Genomic DNA, 18,266 nt, shown 5'->3' with positions numbered 1-18,266 from the left:
GTCTTGGCCCGTCCAGGGCCGGAGGTCGCGGACATCTTCCGCGACCATGGACCGGCGTGGCGCCGCGCCAATGCCGGGCATATGAGCCTCGGCCAGCTCAAGGTGATGAGCGCAATCGAGACCTGCCGCACGGCGGCTCTCGGCGGGCACGTCGCGCGCTGCGCAGACTGCACGTACACGACCATCGCCTATAACTCCTGCCGCAATCGGCACTGCCCCAAATGCCAGGGCGCGGCGGCCCGGGACTGGCTCGCACAGCGCGAAGCCGAACTGCTGCCCGTGCCCTACTTCCCCGTGGTGTTCACACTGCCAGCCGCTCTCGCCGCTCTCGCCTTTCCCAACAAGGCCGTGATCTACGATCTCCTGTTCAAGGCCGCGGCCGAGACGACCCTTACCATCGCGGCCGATCCCAAGCATCTCGGGGCGCGGATCGGCCTCACCGCCGTGCTGCACACCTGGGGCTCGGCGATGACGCATCACCCGCACGTGCACATGATCGTGCCGGGCGGTGGGCTGTCCCCTGACGGCACGCGATGGATCGCATGCCGGCCGAACTTCTTCCTGCCCGTGCGGATCCTTTCAAAGCTGTTCCGGCGGCTGATCCTGGAGAAGCTCGCCACGGCCTATGCGGCCGGGCAACTGCGGTTCTTCGGCGACCACGCGGATCTGACCGGTCCCAAAGCGTTCGCAGCTTTCCTGGCTCGTCTGCGCAAGATCAGGTGGTTCGTCTATGCCAAGCGGCCGTTTGCCGGACCGGAGGCCGTTCTGGCCTACCTCGCCCGCTACACGCACCGGGTTGCGATCTCGAACAGCCGGCTGATCCGCGCCGACGACAGCGGCGTGACGTTCACCTGGAAGGACTATCGGGTTGAGGGTCGCGCCCGCTGCAAGACGATGACGCTGGCTGTCGACGAGTTCATCCGCCGCTTCCTGCTTCACGTGCTCCCGCGCGGCTTCCATCGCATCCGGCATTATGGCCTCTTCGCTCACGGCTCACGCGCCGCCAACCTGACGCGAGCCCGCGCGCTGCTTGGTGCGCGTGAGCCCTGTGCAACGGTGACCGCAGACCCGACTGGCGCCACAGCTCCACCATGCCTGACGCAGCCCTGTCCCTGCTGCGGCGGGCGCATGATCATCATCGAGCGGTTCGCGCGCGGGTCTTCGCCAATACACCGGCCATCGTCCCCGAGTGCTGTGATCCGGGTCGACACCTCATGAAACCGATGGCCCCACGACGCTGCCGCCCTGCTGTTCGTCACCGCCGTTGGTCCTGCGCCAGCCACCCGGGCACTCGGCCGAATGAGGCGTATACCCCGCGAATGGAGCATCAATGGTCACCGTCGCGCCAACTCGGCCACGGCGATGATGCCCCGCTCCGGCTCATCGCCGCCACTCCGCTGGCTTGGACGCGTCGACGCCGATCCAGTCCCCGATCCAAAGCGCCCAAATCCCCATAGATGAGCGCACCACGCGCGGCGCCCAACTGTTCCGCAGGTTCCTTGTATGGGACGTTTGTTGTCAAGAGCGACGTGGTCTGCCTCTCTTTCTTGCTCCTTGGCCAAGCGTCCAGGACCGGAATGCGGAGCATTCCCAGCCGATCTGCCCGCGACGGGATCAGCCGTGTCAAACCGACCGAGGATAGAGCGGAGCCATGCCACGGGCGCCGAGTCATCGCGCCACAGCCTTGTATTCGGTGGGTCCAATGACCCCGAACCATGATGCAGTCATGCGCATCGGCGGCGAAGCTCCAAAGCAGCGGACCCATTCTTCCCTTCGGCATGAAAGCCAAGGAACCACATCGGGATCCCGCCACCTCGAACCGTCAGCGGCGAACCGTCACAAGAGGACGGACCGGGCTGAAATTGCTGGGGATTTTGAGCGTCCTCCGATCATTGTGCAGGGCGCAGAACGACGCCGTCAGGCACAATTCCCTCTCGCACGAACCGCCACAGGGCGACCAGGAGCTTGCGCGCCAGAGCCACAATCATGGTCTTGCGCGTGCCGCGAGCGTTCTCGGTGCGGGCTCGAAACCATTGTGCCAAGGCGCTGTTCTTCTGGAAGATGAGAAAGCGCCAGGCCAATTGGATCATGCCGCGCCGAACGCGAGCGTTACCAGAACGGGCCAGCCCTTTCTCCCGACGTCTTGTGCCGCTCTCATCGGGCGAGCCTGTGAGGCCCCCATAACGCGCGACGGCTCGTCGGTCGCGCAAGTGCCGCGCCAGCACCTCTTGCACCAGCATGTCGGCCGTCTCAATGCCAACCCCCATGATGCGCCCCAACAGGCGCACCATGGCATGGGGCCCGTCGCAGGGTGCTTGCTCGAGACGGTCCAGGCGGGCATCCTCGATCTGGCGGATCTGCTCGCGCACGAGCCGCCGGCGTTCGATGTCGCGACGGAGCTCAGCCAAGGTATTGGGCGGGATCGCCTCGCCCTCGGGGGTGAGCAGTCCTTCAAGGCGTTCGGCGGCCTTCTTCAGCTTGGGATTGAAGCTGCGGATGCCGAGCCGGATCAACGTGGCTTTCATGCGGTTGATGATCCGGCTCTGCTCTCGCACGAGGCGCTCGCGGTTGGGCCGCTTGGCATCTTCCTCCCTGATGGTCGGGATTGCGACCATCTTGCAGTGATCGCGCTCGCCACGCAGCCAGCCGAGAAAGGCGCGTTTGAGCAGCTCGGTGTCCAGTCGGTCGGTCTTAGCGCGGCGGTGTTCACGCGATACGGCGACGCTCGATCCGTGAATGACATGGGCCTCGATGTCGCGCGCCCTGAGCCAGCGCGCCAGCCAGAAGCCGTCCCGGCCAGCCTCGAAGGCGACAGCGATGCGCTTGATCCTGCGGCCCGCCTTCTCTGCTTCGTCTCGCCATCGATGCAGCAGCTTCAGCAAGGCGTCCTCGTCGATCGCGAGCTTCTTCAACGGCTGGCGCTCGACGCCAGGCACGATGCCGGCGACGAGCCAGCTCTTCAGGCTCAGTTCGATCACGCAGATCAGTGTGCTGTCCGGTTCGAGGGGAGCGAGGGACCGGCTCAGGTCGTTCAGCTTCTGCATGGGAGACACTCCATCGGTTCATCTCAGCGCCGATGGATATGATATCCTCGCCGCCGGTCCCATAGCATCTTCCCTGGAGGCTTCCGGACGCCGGCCCCAGTGCATGTGCCTACGTCGCGATGGCCGGCATCCGAAACCCTTCACAGAGGCGGACCTTCCCAGATTTCGGTATGTTCAATTTGCGGAAGCAGGCATTGTGTAACCTCGAGCGGACCCCTCGTGGACTAGACCTGCCGCGCAGCCTTGAGTGCGTATTCCAGGATCTTGACTTTCAATCGGGTCAATTCCGCAGGAGCGAGATCAACTCGTGTGAACTGCGTCCAGACCTGAAAGCTGGTGAACGCGACGGCGACTTGGATGACGTGCTCACCATCCTCGGTATGCGCCAGCGCCTCCCTGACCAGCGCCTCAACGCCGGCCTCCACAGCGGTGAGAAAACCGTCGAGTTCGGGCACGAGGTCGCGATCCCGCGCCGCGAGGGCGAGGCGGTGTGCGCCCCGGGCGTAGAAGGCATCCAGCTCCTCGACCAGGCGCACGAGCCGATCGCGGCCCGTCTTGGCTTCAGCGAACACCGAAGCAACAGCGTCGGGAGTCGGGGGGCGCATCTCGAGCCACACATGCGCGCCGCAGGCCCGCACAAGGTCACCGAGCGTGGGGAAATGCCGGGAGACCGTGGCCGGCCCGACACCGGCGCGTTCCGCGATCTCCGCGAAGGTTGTGGGAACCACCCCCTTCTCGTCGTGGAGCCGCATCGTCGCCTCCACGATCCGCTCGCGGACCTGGTCACGGGCCTCCGCCCGCTTCTGCATCCGGTAGTCTCTCGCCATCAGATCTCTACATTTGACAGAATGATGATTTCGTGAAATCTTTCTCTCGCTAAAACTTTTAATCCAGCAAAACTAGTCCGTCAAGACTCTCATCATTGCGGAACCCGATTGGTTCCGGAGGAGGCGAAGCTATGCCCAGACGTCCTCTCTTCATCCTTGCAGCCACTGCTCTTGTTCTCACAACTGCCGGACCGGCTCTGGCCGCATGCGGCTCTACTCTGGTCGTTCAGGTCGGGGTCCTGAGTGGGGATCCCGAGAAGGACACCTTCGGCCTCCTGTGCGGGCCGGCTGATGTCGAGCGAACCAGCGCCCTCACCAGTTCTGCACACAATGAGATCCTGCAGGTCGGCGCGAATACGGGCGAGGCCGAGAAGGACACCCTGGGCTACCTGCAAACGGCAGCGGCTCAGTAACACCCGCGCTCTGACAGATCACTGATCCCAATTCCTCCTCCTGCGGGAGCTGGCTGACGAATCCAAGATCCAGAGGTCGTGAACTCATTTAGGAGGTCTCCATGAGAACCGTATCGAGAATTCTTGTTGCGTCGATGCTATGCATCCCAGTCTCTCCAGCGTTAGCAAACCCGGACGACGAGGTCCGAGACATCATCTCGGCGTGGGCACAAGCCTATACAGAGGGTGATCACAACAAGATATCGCATTTGTACGATCGCTATGCCCGCCTGCATGGTGTGGACACCGCCGATATGATCGGACCGGAGGCCATCAGCGAGCATTACTACTTCGAGAATGGGCACAACACGCTGCGCTCAGTGAAGCTCAATGACATCAAGTGCTACTCGTATGACGATGCGACCGCCACGTGTGCCGGTGGCATGGAGTTCGTCGTGACCAAGCGGTCCGGCGAAACGTTGCGCCAGCCGTCCCAGGTCAGCCTGGCTTTTGCGTATGACGCTTGTGCCGGTAAGTGGTTGATCCAAGACCATCGGGTGCTGCGCGGCATCGCCGTCGCGGTAAACCCTGCGCCCACACTCCAAGCCGATGCGGTACAACCATCGCTAAGCATCGTTCCAGCGAGCGCAGCAACAATCCCTGTCCAATGAGCGGTGCAGGGGCATGGTTGGTTCCCACCGGTTGCGCCCTATCACGACTGCGAAGTTACTGCCTCCTATCAAGAGTTGTGGCATGATCAATCAGGCATTGTGACAGGACCAAGGTTCGTGGCTGTGCTACCATAAGCCGATGAGGTGTCCCGTGAGCGATGCAAGGATGACATCGACGGGCCATGCGGTAGGTGATGCACCCTGCTGGATCTCCACTTCCAAGTTGCCCGAGCTGAGTACGAGGAAGCCCAGGTCCTCGTCATCACATGGGGGCGTGTTCTGGCCTGACGCAGGGCCTTTCAGGCCATGGCAGAACAGGACTCGGGAAGCCGCTGAATGGCATGAGAACGGATTACCGACCGGAAGGATACGATCTCCCTCCGCTCTTCGGTTGAGAGATGGCAAGCGAGGACGACATGAACGGTGCCGATCGCCTGTGTGACGTGCTGCTCGCGAACGACGTGGACGTCTGCTTCGCCAATCCCGGAACCTCCGAGATGCATTTCGTTGCGGCACTCGACCGCAAGCCGCGCATGTGCTGCGTGCTCGGCCTCTTCGAGGGCGTGGTCACTGGCGCCGCCGATGGCTACGCCCGAATGGCTGACAAGCCAGCCGCCACTCTCCTCCATCTGGGACCCGGTCTCGCCAACGGGCTCGCCAATCTCCATAATGCACGGCGCGCCCATACGCCGATGATCAACGTGGTCGGCGATCACGCCACCTATCATCTCCAACATGATGCACCGCTGACGAGCGATATCGAGAGCCTCGCCCGACCGATGTCGGACTGGGTCCGGCGAATTGCTGATGCCGAGAGCGTCGGGCCGGATACGGCCGCAGCCTATCAGGCGGCCATGTCCCTGCCGGGCGTTACGACGCTGATCCTGCCTGCCGATGCCGCGTGGAGCGAGGTCTCGGAAACGGCGATCACGCGTGCTGCACTCGCCGAGCAGGAACCCGTGGCAGCAGAGGCGGTCATGGCGGCGGCGAACGCCATCCGCTCGGGCCGGCGCGCACTCCTCATGCTCACCGGCCAGGCCCTGCGGGCGGATGCGCTAGAAATTGCGGGCCGCATCGCCGCAGCCACAGGGCTGCGGCTGACTGCCCAGGCATTCAACGGACGCATCGAGCGCGGCGTCGGCCGCGTCCCGGTCGAGCGGGTACCCTATCCGATCGATCTGGCGCTGGAGATGCTGCGCGACATTGACGTGCTGATCCTCGTCGGTGCGAGGGTGCCGGTAACCTTCTTCGCATATCCGGGCAAGCCCGGGCGGCTCGTGCGTGACGATTGCGAGGTGATCGAGTTGGCGCAGATCGGGCAGGACCTCAAGGGCGCGCTCGCCTGGCTTGCTGACGAACTCGGGGTGCGGCCTGACAGGCCGGCGCCCATTGTCCGGTCCGCTGCTATCGCAGACACGCTGCCCCAGGGGTGTTTGACTGCGGACGCAATCTCGCTCGCCGTGGCCCGGATGATGCCGGAAAACGCCATCATCTGCGACGAGTCCATCACATCGGGCCGTCAGTTCTTCGCCCTGTCGCAGAACAGCGTGCCGCACGACTACCTGCACATCACCGGCGGTTCCATCGGGATTGGCATCCCGCTTGCGGCCGGCGCGGCGATCGCCTGTCCCGACCGCAGGGTCATCGGCCTCCAGGCTGATGGTAGCGGCATGTACACGGTACAGGCGCTGTGGACGCAGGCGCGCGAGAACCTCGATGTCACCACCGTTGTGTTCGCGAACCGCGCCTATGCGGTCCTCCAAGGCGAGATGCGCAACGTAGGCGTGAACGAATTCGGCACCAATGCGCAGCGCATGCTCACTCTCGACGAGCCGGCGCTCGACTGGATTGCGATAGCGAAGGGCATGGGTGTGGAGGCAGGGCGCGCCACCACCGTTGAGGAGTTCGTGCGGCTCTTCGAGGGCGCCCTGTTGCGCCGCGGCCCCTTTCTCATCGAAGCCGTCCTCTGATTTCTCCCCGAGGCCGGGACCTCCCCGGCCTGACCCGGCGGCTTGAACATTTAGAACACTGACCCACCAAGGCTGATAGCAGATCTCCACCCACGGTTTGCCTCCAACCCGTTAGCTATTGGAGGTCTGCAACGGGTCAAAAATTCACATTCCGACTGCTCAATGAACGTCGGCTTTTACCCGCTGAAGCGGACCAAGCTCTTATGTCTCAGGAGTGCTATTAGCGGCCCTTAATGGTTTTGCTTTCGATTTTCCGAGAGCCGTTAGTGGAAGTAGGCCGCGCGGGTCGGACGCCGCGCGGCAGACTTTCAGTGACCAAAGACCTTTTCCATGGCCTTTGGGTCGTTGTGGACGGCCAGCTTGTCCATGATGGTCGTGCTGGCCTCGTTCAGCCCCACAACCTCGACCTCGATGCCTTCGCGGCGGAACTTGAGGACGGCACGGTCCACGGCATTGACGCCCGTGAGGTCCCAGATGTGCGCCCGGCTGACGTCGATGCGCACCCGCTTCAGGGGCTCCTTGAAGTCGAACGCCGCCATGAAATCCTCCGCCGAGGCAAAGAAGAGTTGCCCCTCGACCAGGTAGTCGCGCTCGTGGCTATCAGCCGTCAGTGACGAGGTGACGCGGAAGATCTGCGCTACCTTCCAGGCGAAGAAGAGGCCGGAGAGCAGTACGCCCACACCAACCCCAAGGGCCAAGTTGTGGGTGCCCACGACCGTGAAGACGGTTGCCAGCATGACGAGGCTGGAGCGCCGGGGATGCTTGCGCAGGTCGTTGAGGGACGACCAACTGAAGGTGCCGATCGAAACCATGATCATGATGGCGACCAGCGCAGGCATCGGAATGATGCGCACGAGGTCGCCCAGGACGAGGAGCAGGAACAGCAGGAATACCCCAGCGACGAAGGTCGACAGCCGCCCGCGTCCGCCCGACTTCACGTTGATGACCGACTGTCCGATCATGGCACAGCCCGCCATGCCACCGATGAAGCCGGTGCAGAAGTTGGCAATGCCCTGTCCGATGGCCTCCCGGTTCTTGTCACTGCCGGTGTCCGTCATCTGGTCGACGATGGCGGCGGTCAGCAGGCTTTCCAATAGGCCCACGGCGGCGACGCTGATGGAATAGGGAAGGATGATCCAGAGCGTCTCGAGCGTGAACGGAATGTCGGGGATCAGGAACACCGGCAGGCTATCCGGCAAGGCGCCGAGGTCGCCCACGGTGCGCACGTCGATGTTCAGGTAGGCCGTGAGGGCCGTCAAGACGATGATGCACACTAACGGCGAGGGAACGGCCTTGGTGAGCCGCGGGAACAGATAGATGATCCCAAGGCCCGCGGCGATCATGGCGTAAGTCTGCCAGGGCATGCCGATCAGCTCGGGCAACTGCGCCATGAAGATCAGGATGGCGAGCGCATTGACGAAGCCCGTCATGACGGATCGTGAGACGAAGCGCATCACGGAGCCGAGGCGGCACAGACCCGCCAGCACCTGAATGATCCCGGCGAGGATCGTGGCGGCAAGGAGGTATTCCAGGCCATGATCGCGCACGAGCGTGATCATCAGCACGGCGGTTGCGGCGGTCGCTGCCGAGATCATGCCGGGGCGTCCGCCGGTGATGGAGATGATCACGGCAATGGAGAAGGAGGCGTACAGCGCTACCTTGGGATCGACGCCTGCGATGATCGAGAAGCCGATGGCTTCGGGGATCAGGGCAAGGGCGACAACAATACCGGCGAGCACGTCGCCACGGATGTTGGAAAGCCAGTCACGGCGGAGGTTATCGATGAAGGTCATGGTTTTCCAGAAAGCACAGGGAAGCAGAGCCCGTCCTATGACGGGGCTGCTGAAGGGCTTGGTTACTGGATGGTCCGGCGGATTGGCGGCCGGAAGAGCCACCCGGAGTTGCACCGGGTCCTTATTCACTGGAGGCTTTATTGCCCGTCCTCGGCGACAAGATCAAGTCTGAATATTGCAACGCACAATCAATGAAGGTCAGATCAACCCAGCCGGCCAAAGCGTGGCCGTGTGAAGGTCGGTCATCCCAGCAATGCAGAGGTGTAAGGCTAAGGTCGGCCCCCGTGCCACAGGGCGTCGTTCTCTACGATTGGCCTGAGAGCCCCCCTTCAGCCCTTATCTCACTGATGGCCGCTGCTCCGGAGACGGGGTCCGGCCCTTCAACGCTTGCAGCCCTACCGCGCACCCCTTCAAGACAACTGCAACAGCCATCGCGGCAACAAGCAAAGCGGTGCTGCGGAAGAGGCCCTCGTAGCCGTATGTTGCAATCACGGGCGTGCTGAGAAGCGGCGAACAGAACTGTCCGATGAAAACGGAAGCGGTCAGGACACCACCAGCCAGCCCTCTTCGCCGGAGCGGAGCAAGCCTCAATGCAAGGGTCACAAAGCTCGGCGAGACCAATGCGTAGCCTGCCCCGATGGCGGTGGCTGCCACGAACCAGGCCAGAGGCGTCGCAGCATGGGCCAGCAACAGGAAACCGAGCGCCATCGCACCATAGCCCAGAGCGAAGACGCCAACGTAACCAGTTGCCCGCTGGATGCGGCTGTAGAGCAACGCCAAGCAACCGCCCGAGAGCATCAGGATGCCGAGCGCCGAGCCGATCATCACAGGACTGCTATAGCCTGCCGCTACGAACAAAAACGACAACTGGGTCGGCATGACAAAAAAGATCATGTTCGTCACAGCCTGGAGAAGCACGAGCAACGCGAAGACGAAGCCCCATGATGAACGTTCTGGGGTGCTGTCATCCAGCCTGGCGTCAGGAAACGGTGATGCCCGTGGTGGATCGACGATAACCTTCCACATCAACGGCAGGAAGGCCGCAGCAACGCCATAGATGACGAACGGCAGACGTGGCGAGATCGCCGCGAACCATCCGGCGAGCGAGATGAAGGCGAGACCTCCGAAGTTCCGTGCCGATATCTGAAGTCCTGACAACGCGCTCCGGTCCTCGCCGGTGAAGCAGTCGCCGATGAGTGCGGTCTGGGCTGTCATGATGAGGGCGACAGCGACCCCCAAAATCAGACGGCTTGCAAAGATGGTTGGAAGGTCGGGAAGGAACAGCCCCGCGGAGCCGGCGAACACGAAGAGCATGACCCCGGCCAGGAGCATCCGACGCCGACCGTACCAGTCGGCAACAAGGCCGGCGAACGGCGCGCAGAGGGCGACGCTCAGTGAGGGTGCAGGCACCAGCAGGCGCACCAGCATCGCAGCGTTCGGATCATCCGCGAAAAGGCGCTCGAGTCCGGGGAGCGCGGGACTGATCGTGGCGTTGGCCATGGTGGTGAGCGATGCTGCCATCAGCAGCGCCACCGCTCGTGGATCTCGCCAGACGGGCCTGTGGAGTAGATTGCGTACCATAACGTCCCCCTTGATCAAATTGACGATTCGAGAGACGGTACGACTTCAAGTCGACTTGAGGTCAAGCATGCAATTTTTGGACATTGGAGAGGTCGCGGAACGATCGGGCGTGCCGCCCTCGGCCCTGCGCTATTATGAGGAGATCGGCCTGATCCGATCCATCAGCCGGCATGGACTTCGGCGGCAGTTCGAGGCCGACGTTCTGCTAAAGCTGTCCCTGATCGAACTCGGGAAGACGGCGGGCTTTTCGCTCGCAGAGATCGCTGGCATGTTTGGGGAGGACGGTCGGCCCGACATCCCTCGCGACCAGTTGCGCGCCAAGGCGGACGATTTGCAGCGCCGGATGCTCGACCTGCGACTGTTGCGGGACGCCCTTCGGCATGTTGCCGATTGTCCCGCTCCGTCGCATCTGGAATGCCCAACCTTCCGTAAGCTCCTGAAAGCAACGCGCAGACGCGTCACTCGCCCATCCTCCGGGATCGGACGTCGCCGAAGCTCGCAGCTTGGCGAATAGCTCGTGGACAGCTTCCAGGCGTCAGTTCGAATGAAGCGCCTTGGAAGCAAGAGAGTCCACTCCGGGTCAAAGAGTAACGACCAGCAAATGGAATAAAGGTCAGCTTTCCGCCGCATGAGCAGACCGGAGCGCTTCTTCCGAGAGGTGCCATGATGGACAGAAGCTGGCGGCTAGCTTTCCACCATCGGCGATGGACCTCAACCGCGCCTAGCGGCCTCGATCGTTGCCACGTCGATCTTCTTCATGGTCATCATCGCGTCGAACGCGCGCTTGGCCTCCGCGCCTCCTGCCGCCATCGCCTCGGTCAGGACACGCGGCGTGATCTGCCAGGACACGCCCCACTTGTCCTTGCACCAACCGCACTCGCTCTCCCGGCCGCCGTTGCCGACGATGGCGTTCCAGTATCGATCCGTCTCCTCCTGATCGTCGGTGGCGATCTGGAACGAGAAGGCTTCGTTGTGCTTGAACGCGGGTCCTCCATTCAAGCCGATGCAGGCAACCCCCGCCACGGTGAATTCGACCACCAGCACGTCGCCCTCTTTGCCGGATGGGTAGTCACCGGGCGCACGATGCACGGCTCCGACCGTGCTGTCGGAAAAGGTCTCGGCATAGAAGCGGGCGGCGGCCTCGGCGTCCTTGTCGTACCAGAGGCAGATCGTGTTCTTTGCCATTGCGTGGTCCTTTCCCCTCTTGAAGCCAGCTCTTGACCAGCCTCCATCACTCCTGTGAAGGATGCGGCGGAACACTTTACCACTTAGCGAAGTTTTGTCACTATGCCACTCGACCAGACCTATGCCGCGCTCTCGGACCCATCCCGTCGCGCCATGCTGCAAAGGCTCGCGCAAACCCCGGAGCTCTCCATCTCCGAGCTTGCCGCGCCCTTACCCATCGCCCTGCCGACGGTGATGAAGCATCTCGACGTGCTCTCCAGGGCCAGCCTGATTCATCGGCATAAGACCGGGCGGACCGTCATGATCTCACTCGCCCCGCAAGCCATGGCCGAGGCGAGAGCGTGGCTCGAACGCACCGCTACCTTCTGGTCGGAACGCATCGACCGTCTCGCCACCATCGTCGAGGAACAGGAGAAACGATGACGAGCCTCACTATCATCCGCCGGATCAAGGCCTCGCCTGAGGCCGTGTTCGCCGCCTTTACCGACCCCGATACCATCGCGCTCTGGTGGGGCCCGGACCGGGGCCCAGTGCTCCTGGCCGAGGTGGATCCCCGCATCGGCGGCCGTTTCCATGTTCGGTTCCGCATGGAGGACGGCACCGAGCACGGCAGCATGGGAACCTTCGAGGAGTACGATCCGCCGCATCGGATCGCGATGAGTTGGACCTGGGACTCGGACCCCGGGGAAACGTCTCGTGTGGAGGTCAGCTTGCGCACCATCGAGGACGGCACCGAACTGACATTCGTCCATGCCCGCCTGCCCGATGAGGCCTCGCGTGACAGCCATGAGGACGGCTGGAACGGCGCACTCGATAAGCTCGAGGCCATCTTCGCAGAGAGGCGGCCCGCCTCGCGGGGCTGAACCGCCCCAATCCAATCGACAGGACGATGTGATGGAGGAAGCGCCTATGATCACCATTACGGCCATGAAGTGGGCCCCGCCGTTCGCGGCCGGAAGCGTTCGCGATCACCGCGCACGCTGGATCCTGAACGAGGTGGGCTGGCCCTATCGGGTGCGGCTTGTCGATGCGCCGACGATGTCCTCGGCCCAATACAGAACCCAGCAACCCTTTGGCCAAGTGCCCGTCATGGAAGAAGACGGACGTCCCGCGCTGTTCGAGTCAGGGGCGATCGTGCTCGACGTCGCGACCCGTTCCGGAAGGCTGCTCCCCGCCGATGCGAACCAGCGGTCCGAGGCGGTGATGTGGGTGATCGCCGCGCTCAACTCCATCGAGCCGTTCCTGATGAACCTTGCCGAGGTCGAGTTCTTCATCCCGGATGAGACCGAGAAGAGATTGCGTCGCCCGGCGGTGCTGGCCGCCGCGAAGAAGCGACTGGGCGAACTCCAGGACGCGCTTGGCGGGCGCCAGTGGCTTGTGGGCGACAGCTTCACCGTTGGTGACCTGATGATGTCCTCGGTGCTCAAGATCGCCTCTTCGCTGGAGGTTCTCGAGGGTTTTCCGGCCTTGGCGGCCTATCAGGCCCGGTGCTTCGACCGGCCGGCGTACCGCAAGGCGATCGATGATCAATGCGCGACGATTGCTCAGCACAGGATGGAAGACATGCGCTATGAGGAGGCACATCATGGCTGATGATGAGAAGGCCATCCTGCATATCTTACGCGACCAGGAAGCCGCGATCGGGCGTGGCGATGCGGAGGCGGCAATCTCGGCCTTGGCGGCTGATGTCGTGACGTATGACCTGCCGCCACCTCTTGAGTATCACGGCACTGGCACGCCAGCCGTCGACGGGCTCCGGGAGTGGTTCGCGACATGGGAGGACGGCGTCACGGTCGAGATGAAGGACCCGCAGGTCCTCATCAATGGCGACCTCGCCGTTGCCTTTGGGCTGGCGCGGATGCGCGCGGCATCAAGAAGGGTGTCGGCCCGCTCGACCAATGGCACCGTCGCACGATCGTGCTTCGCCGTCGCGATGGCGTCTGGAAGATCAGCCACGAGCATAGTTCATTCCCCATGCGGATGGACGGAAGCGGAACTGCCGCAACAGATCTGGTACCGTGAAAGGCACGCAGGTTAGCGGCTGCTCGATGCCAACCGACAGAGTTTATGATGCGAGGGAAGCCCCTGATCTGATGTCGGCTTGAGTCTGCTTTGGGTCGAGGGTATGTCAAAACTCGTACAAGCCCGGCCCCGACGACCTATCCGTACAAGTTCATGCTCATGTAACGGGGATTTCCCGGTCTATCAGGGCTTGCAAGAAATTAAATTGCTCCAAAGTGCGGTCCGTCCGCATTTCGACACACCCTTGATCAATGGCTGCCATTCTCTTAGATTTCAGCAGAGTGAATGGCAGCACTCCGTCAGATGGGATTGGCGGGCCAAAGGCTAGATTGAGTTCTCGCCTGCCCAGTCTGGAACGTGATCACCCAGCTTGTTCAGCAGACGCTCGAATTGCTCTGCCTCACGAGCGGAAAGGCAGGCCAGCATGGCACGCTCACGCGCCTCAAGCGTCGGCATGAAGCGTCCGTGCAATTGTCGCCCGACAGCCGTCAGAAAGAGGAGCTGGCGCCTCTGATCGGCCGCATCCGGCCGTCGGTCGATCAGGCCCTTCCGGGCCAGAGCAATCGCAGCCCGGCTCATGTTGGCCTTCAGGTGCCCGGAGAACTCGCAGATGTCGTTTGCCGTGATGCCCTCCCGATGAACGAGGAAGATGAGCATCACGATTTCGGGCCGAGTGATTCCGTACTCCCGCTCGATGGCCCGAAATGAGGGCTCCCGGTAATGGTTCAGGACATATCCCATCTTGTAGGCCGTCGGGATCGTCGTGCCGTTCAGGATGCTCTTGACGTCGTTACTGTCGCCGTTCGCCAAACTGACCCTCCAGCGCCTGAAGCAATGTTGCGATAGTCTCATGTGAGACCAACGTTAGTCTCATATAAGACCTTTTCCCTGCATCCCGGTCAGGCCGGGCGTACCCTCCAGGCCCATAACACAAAACGAACCGGACCACAGGTCCGCGTGCAATCGAGTGTAGGGAGAAACCCTCAATGAAAGCCAGCGCGACGACAGTTGCCGCCCTGCTTGCGGCATCCGCCCTTGCCTCTCCGGGCTTGGCCCAGGTCAGCGACGATGTCGTCAAGATCGGCGTCCTGACCGATATGACCGGGGTCACGTCCGATGTGACCGGCAAAGGTTCCCTTGTGGCCGCCCAGATGGCAGTCGAGGAGTTCGGTGGGTCGGTTCTCGGCAAACCCGTCCAGGTGATCTCCGCCGATCATCAGCACAAGGTGGAAGTCGGCGCGACGACGGCACGCCGCTGGCTCGACACCGAGGCCGTCGACGTCATTGCTGACATTCCCAACTCCGCGGTCGCCTTGTCCGTCCAGGGGATCGTGAAGGACAAGAAGCGTATCGCCCTCTTCTCGGGCGCCGGGACCACTGCCCTCACAAACGAGCAGTGCTCGCCTTACGGTTTCCATTGGACCTATGACACTTATGGGGTGTCCCGCGGAACCGCATCGGCGGTGGTCAAGGCAGGCGGGGACAGTTGGTTCATCCTTGCCTCCGACTACACCTTCGGACACCAGTTGCAGAAGGACGCAACCGAAGTCATCCAGGCCAATGGCGGCAAGGTGGTCGGGGCCGTCCGTCACCCGCTCAACGCCAGCGACTTCTCGTCCTTCATCCTCCAAGCCCAGTCCTCCGGCGCCAAAGTCATCGGCATCGCCAATGCCGGCGGTGACACGGTCAATGCCATGAAGGCGGCCCGCGAGTTCGGCGTCGTGCAGGGTGGGCAGAATCTTGCTGCCCTGCTCATGTTCATCAACGATGTCCATAGCCTCGGGCTGGACACGACCCAGGGCACCTATCTGACGACGGCGTCCTATTGGGACACGGATGATGCGACCCGTGCCTGGTCCAGGAAGTTCAAGGAGCGGGTCGGGGCGATGCCGTCCATGCTTCAGGCGGGCGTCTATGGCAGCGTTCTGCACTATCTCAAGGCCGTCAAGGCGGCCGGAACGGACGATGCCGACAAGGTCACCGCCGCCATGCGCTCCATGCCCGTCGAGGACGTCTTCACCAAGAAGGCGTCGATCCGGGAGGATGGCCGCGTGATGCGCGACATGTATCTTGCCAAGGTAAAAGCCCCCGCCCAATCGAAGTACGACTGGGATTACTTTGAGATCGTGCGGGAGATCCCGGCCGGCGACTCCGCCTGGCCACTGTCCGAGAGCAAGTGTCCGCTGGTCAAGAAGTGACGATGGACGCCCCGAGCCTGAGGATCGCGCAGGTTGGCAGTTTCCATGTCGGTGGGCGCCAGATCCAGGTCGAAGGCCGAGACACGCAGTCCATCGCATTCACGCGCAGCGCCTCGTTCTCGTATGACCCGAATGGGCTTTACCACGTCGAGCAGGCCTACGTTCAGTACTTCATCCCGGAACGGCTGGTCTCACCGCTACCGATCGTCCTCCTTCATGGCGGCGGGTTCAGCGGCACGATGTGGGAGACGACACCGGATGGGAGGCCGGGCTGGCTCCAAATTCTTCTTGGCCTGGGTTTTTCGGTCTACGTCGTCGACAATGTCGAACGGGGCCGCGCCGGATGGTGCGCCGTTCCGGAAGTGTGGTCGGGTGACCCCATCGTCAGGAGCGCGCAGGAAGCGTGGAGCCTATTCAGGTTCGGGCGAGCTGAGGACTTTGGGGACCGCAGGCCGTTTCCGGGCCAACGCTTCCCGGCTGGCGCCCTAGACGCGTTCATTATGGGTCACATACCCCGCTGGCTGACCACGACCGATGCTGCAGTCTCGACGTTCGAGGCGGTTCTTCAACGGGTCGGTCCATGCTGTGTGGTGACACATAGCCAGGGAGGTGAGGTTGCCTTCCGCGCAGCCGCACGTCACCCGACCTTGGTACCATGCCTCGTCGCATTGGAGCCGTCCGGTTTTCCTGATGAACCGGCCGCCTTTGTCGGCCGATCGGTGCTTCTCATCACCGGCGACTACATGGATGCGACGCCAATCTGGACGTCCCTCAGGGAAAGGACCGAAGAGTGCATTGCGGCTCTCAAGGAAGCGGGTGCAAGCGCGACGCTATGGTCGCTGCCGCGTCTAGGTATCAACGGTAACTCGCACATGTTCATGATGGACGACAACAACGCCGAGATCGCAGAAATGCTGCGCGGATGGATCCTGGAACGCCAACCGGGATAAACGACGGCCTAGCGAAGCCACCATCGCGAATTGTCTCCTATGGGTCAGGTAGTGAAATTCGTTCACTGACAGGAACGTCCGATGTTCCTGTCCAAAGCGGAAGTTCGCCCCCTGTCCGGAACGTGCCATTTTGAGACATTCCGGGCTCACAGCATCCCACACGCCCAATCCTCGGCCTAGGGGTGGTGTGATGTCAGAACTCGTTAGACAAGTCTCTGATTGTCCTCATTAGAGATGTCACCTCCGGGGAGTGACTGCTGAGAGCTCAACCCACCTTGAACAGGCTCTTGCCTTGGCCGCGCCGCCGCGGGGCGCTGTTGCTCCGGCTCATGTCGAGCTCCTTCTGCCGCTCGGCAATGTAGGCCAGAACCGGACCCAGCCGCTTGTTCTCGACAACTGCCGCCTGATCCACCTGCTGGCGTCGGTCAAAGGGCCTGTAGGGCAGCTTCAGGCCCTTGTGCTTGATGGCAAAGCGCCCATCCGGATAGTCGTAGACGGTCACCCGCTGGCGGGCGAGGGACAGCGTGATCGCGTTCGGCTCGAGAATGAACAGCACCTGGTCGTACTGCAGGGTCAGATTGCGCGAGACCGTCCGCTCCTCCCGCCAGGCGAACACGTCATCCAGCTCATCGTCCTCGCTGAGCGGGCGATGCAGGTCCTTGTCGCTGTAGGGCGCCTTGGCAAAGCGGCGGTTGAAGTCCGCCATGAATGCCGGCAGGAAGGCATTGCCCGCCTCAAGGGTCGAGATCCCAGCCAGTCGCATCTCCTTGACCAGCCGATCCTGCAAGGTGCCGTTGGCGCGCTCCACGCGGCCTTTGGCTTGGGGCGAGTTGGCGCAGATGATGTCGATGTTGAGCTGATGCAGGGCTCGCCCGAACTGGGTCATGCCGTCACCGCCCACCGCTCCTTTGCCGTTGACGCGGAAGACGGCATGCTTGTCGGAGTAGAACGCCACCGGCTTGCCGTAGGCCTCCAGGTACTCCCGGGTCGATCGGAAATAATCAAAGGTCGACTCGGTCTCGACGAACTTCAGGTGCATCAGCCGGCTGGTGGCATCGTCAATGTAGACCAGAAGCGTGCAGGGTGGGCCGCGATCCTCGAACCAGTAGTGCTCGGAGCCGTCGATCTGGACGAGTTCGCCGACGCAGTCGCGCCGATAGCGCGGCTGGTGCACCCCTTTGAGCTTCTGCCGGCGCTCCTGCCAGAGACCCGCCGCGATCATCCAGCGCCGGATCGTCTCGACACCCAGAGCGATGCCGTGCCGCTCGGCGAGCTTCTCGCAGGCGAGCGTCGGGCCGAAATCGGCATAGTTGGCTGTGATCAGCGCCAGCACCTCGGTCCGCAGCGCCGCCGGGTAGGAGCGGTTGCTGGGCTTGCCGCGCCGGCGCGACACCAAGGCCGTGGGACCACCGGTCTGATAGGCCTTGAGTAATCGGAACACTTGGCGCCGTGTGATCCGCAGCAGTTGGGCAGCTTCGCGCACCGTAATTCGCTCCGCCACGACGTCCCGCAGAATGTGAACCCGATCGATCTCCGGCCGGCTCATCCCGATCACCGTCATCAGACCCAATCTCCCCAGCACCATCACCCAGGGAGAGTGACATTTGTAACGGGGAGAGGAGTGACCTTTCTA

Annotated in this window: 18 protein-coding genes and 1 other annotated feature; of the genes, 11 read left to right on the top strand and 7 right to left on the bottom strand. The window is 62.7% G+C overall.

What is annotated here, in order from left to right:
- The first annotated feature begins 3 nt into the window (after positions 1–3).
- On the top strand, positions 4–1,218 hold the full coding sequence (locus BB934_RS31215) for an IS91 family transposase (RefSeq protein WP_099513577.1): 1,215 nt from the start codon (positions 4–6) through the stop codon (positions 1,216–1,218).
- A gap of 671 nt (positions 1,219–1,889) precedes the next feature.
- On the opposite strand, the gene BB934_RS31210 is transcribed toward BB934_RS31215, so the two are convergent.
- A complete protein-coding gene (locus BB934_RS31210) occupies positions 1,890–3,044 on the bottom strand; it encodes an IS110 family RNA-guided transposase (protein ID WP_099513419.1) in 1,155 nt (384 codons plus the stop codon).
- A gap of 224 nt (positions 3,045–3,268) precedes the next feature.
- Complete coding sequence (locus BB934_RS31205) at positions 3,269–3,871, bottom strand: TetR/AcrR family transcriptional regulator (RefSeq protein ID WP_099513766.1); 603 nt, start codon at positions 3,869–3,871, stop codon at positions 3,269–3,271.
- A gap of 131 nt (positions 3,872–4,002) precedes the next feature.
- Between BB934_RS31205 and BB934_RS31200 the strand changes: the two genes are divergently transcribed.
- The 3 genes from BB934_RS31200 to BB934_RS31190 all read left to right on the top strand — a co-directional run bounded on the left by BB934_RS31200 (position 4,003) and on the right by BB934_RS31190 (position 6,904).
- Positions 4,003–4,284 (top strand): hypothetical protein, encoded by a 282-nt coding sequence (locus BB934_RS31200; RefSeq protein WP_099513765.1) that lies wholly within the window; start codon positions 4,003–4,005, stop codon positions 4,282–4,284.
- A gap of 101 nt (positions 4,285–4,385) precedes the next feature.
- Positions 4,386–4,934 carry a Cif family virulence factor gene (locus tag BB934_RS31195; RefSeq protein ID WP_099513764.1) on the top strand — a complete coding sequence of 183 codons (549 nt, stop codon included), beginning with the start codon at positions 4,386–4,388 and terminating at the stop codon, positions 4,932–4,934.
- Positions 4,935–5,350: 416 nt separating this feature from the next.
- On the top strand, positions 5,351–6,904 hold the full coding sequence (locus BB934_RS31190; protein WP_099514288.1) for an acetolactate synthase large subunit: 1,554 nt from the start codon (positions 5,351–5,353) through the stop codon (positions 6,902–6,904).
- A gap of 308 nt (positions 6,905–7,212) precedes the next feature.
- On the opposite strand, the gene BB934_RS31185 is transcribed toward BB934_RS31190, so the two are convergent.
- Both BB934_RS31185 and BB934_RS31180 read right to left on the bottom strand, forming a co-directional pair.
- Positions 7,213–8,697 (bottom strand): SulP family inorganic anion transporter, encoded by a 1,485-nt coding sequence (locus BB934_RS31185; protein WP_099513763.1) that lies wholly within the window; start codon positions 8,695–8,697, stop codon positions 7,213–7,215.
- A 68-nt stretch (positions 8,698–8,765) separates the two neighbouring features.
- Positions 8,766–8,821 (bottom strand) — a sequence feature (sul1 is cis-regulatory element that is thought to sense ions involved in sulfur or methionine metabolism; They are found in Alphaproteobacteria).
- Between the two features lie 212 nt (positions 8,822–9,033).
- The gene (locus BB934_RS31180; protein ID WP_099513762.1) at positions 9,034–10,278 is read right to left on the bottom strand and encodes an MFS transporter; all 1,245 of its coding nucleotides are present in this window, start codon (positions 10,276–10,278) and stop codon (positions 9,034–9,036) included.
- A gap of 67 nt (positions 10,279–10,345) precedes the next feature.
- Between BB934_RS31180 and BB934_RS31175 the strand changes: the two genes are divergently transcribed.
- Positions 10,346–10,792 (top strand): helix-turn-helix domain-containing protein, encoded by a 447-nt coding sequence (locus BB934_RS31175; RefSeq protein WP_099513761.1) that lies wholly within the window; start codon positions 10,346–10,348, stop codon positions 10,790–10,792.
- Between the two features lie 197 nt (positions 10,793–10,989).
- Here the strand turns inward: BB934_RS31175 and BB934_RS31170 are convergent, their stop codons facing one another.
- Positions 10,990–11,463: a VOC family protein gene (locus tag BB934_RS31170; protein WP_099513760.1), complete on the bottom strand. Its 474-nt coding sequence runs from the start codon at positions 11,461–11,463 to the stop codon at positions 10,990–10,992.
- Positions 11,464–11,565: 102 nt separating this feature from the next.
- On the opposite strand from BB934_RS31170, the gene BB934_RS31165 reads away from it, so the two are divergent.
- Genes BB934_RS31165 through BB934_RS51475 form a run of 4 tightly spaced genes read left to right on the top strand, consistent with a single transcriptional unit; the run spans position 11,566 to position 13,501 of the window.
- The gene (locus tag BB934_RS31165; RefSeq protein ID WP_099513759.1) at positions 11,566–11,886 is read left to right on the top strand and encodes an ArsR/SmtB family transcription factor; all 321 of its coding nucleotides are present in this window, start codon (positions 11,566–11,568) and stop codon (positions 11,884–11,886) included.
- Positions 11,883–12,326: an SRPBCC family protein gene (locus tag BB934_RS31160; protein ID WP_099513758.1), complete on the top strand. Its 444-nt coding sequence runs from the start codon at positions 11,883–11,885 to the stop codon at positions 12,324–12,326. Before BB934_RS31165 ends, BB934_RS31160 begins: the two co-directional genes overlap by 4 nt.
- A gap of 46 nt (positions 12,327–12,372) precedes the next feature.
- Entirely contained in the window at positions 12,373–13,056 is a 684-nt protein-coding gene (locus BB934_RS31155) for a glutathione S-transferase family protein (protein ID WP_099513757.1), read from the top strand.
- Entirely contained in the window at positions 13,049–13,501 is a 453-nt protein-coding gene (locus BB934_RS51475) for a Cif family virulence factor (protein WP_162299243.1), read from the top strand. Before BB934_RS31155 ends, BB934_RS51475 begins: the two co-directional genes overlap by 8 nt.
- Before the next feature lie 308 nt (positions 13,502–13,809).
- Here the strand turns inward: BB934_RS51475 and BB934_RS31145 are convergent, their stop codons facing one another.
- Complete coding sequence (locus tag BB934_RS31145) at positions 13,810–14,295, bottom strand: MarR family winged helix-turn-helix transcriptional regulator (RefSeq protein WP_237050399.1); 486 nt, start codon at positions 14,293–14,295, stop codon at positions 13,810–13,812.
- 176 nt (positions 14,296–14,471) lie between these two features.
- On the opposite strand from BB934_RS31145, the gene BB934_RS31140 reads away from it, so the two are divergent.
- Positions 14,472–15,683, top strand: a complete 1,212-nt coding sequence (locus BB934_RS31140) for an ABC transporter substrate-binding protein (RefSeq protein WP_099513755.1) — start codon at positions 14,472–14,474, stop codon at positions 15,681–15,683.
- 2 nt (positions 15,684–15,685) lie between these two features.
- A complete protein-coding gene (locus tag BB934_RS31135; RefSeq protein WP_099513754.1) occupies positions 15,686–16,633 on the top strand; it encodes an alpha/beta hydrolase family protein in 948 nt (315 codons plus the stop codon).
- A gap of 265 nt (positions 16,634–16,898) precedes the next feature.
- Here BB934_RS31135 and BB934_RS31130 read toward each other — a convergent pair whose 3' ends face one another.
- Positions 16,899–18,194: an ISNCY family transposase gene (locus tag BB934_RS31130; RefSeq protein WP_099513753.1), complete on the bottom strand. Its 1,296-nt coding sequence runs from the start codon at positions 18,192–18,194 to the stop codon at positions 16,899–16,901.
- Positions 18,195–18,266 lie beyond the last annotated feature (72 nt).

This window comes from Microvirga ossetica (assembly GCF_002741015.1).
Taxonomy (GTDB): Bacteria; Pseudomonadota; Alphaproteobacteria; order Rhizobiales; family Beijerinckiaceae; genus Microvirga; species Microvirga ossetica.
This window is presented reverse-complemented; position numbering and strand designations above follow the sequence as displayed.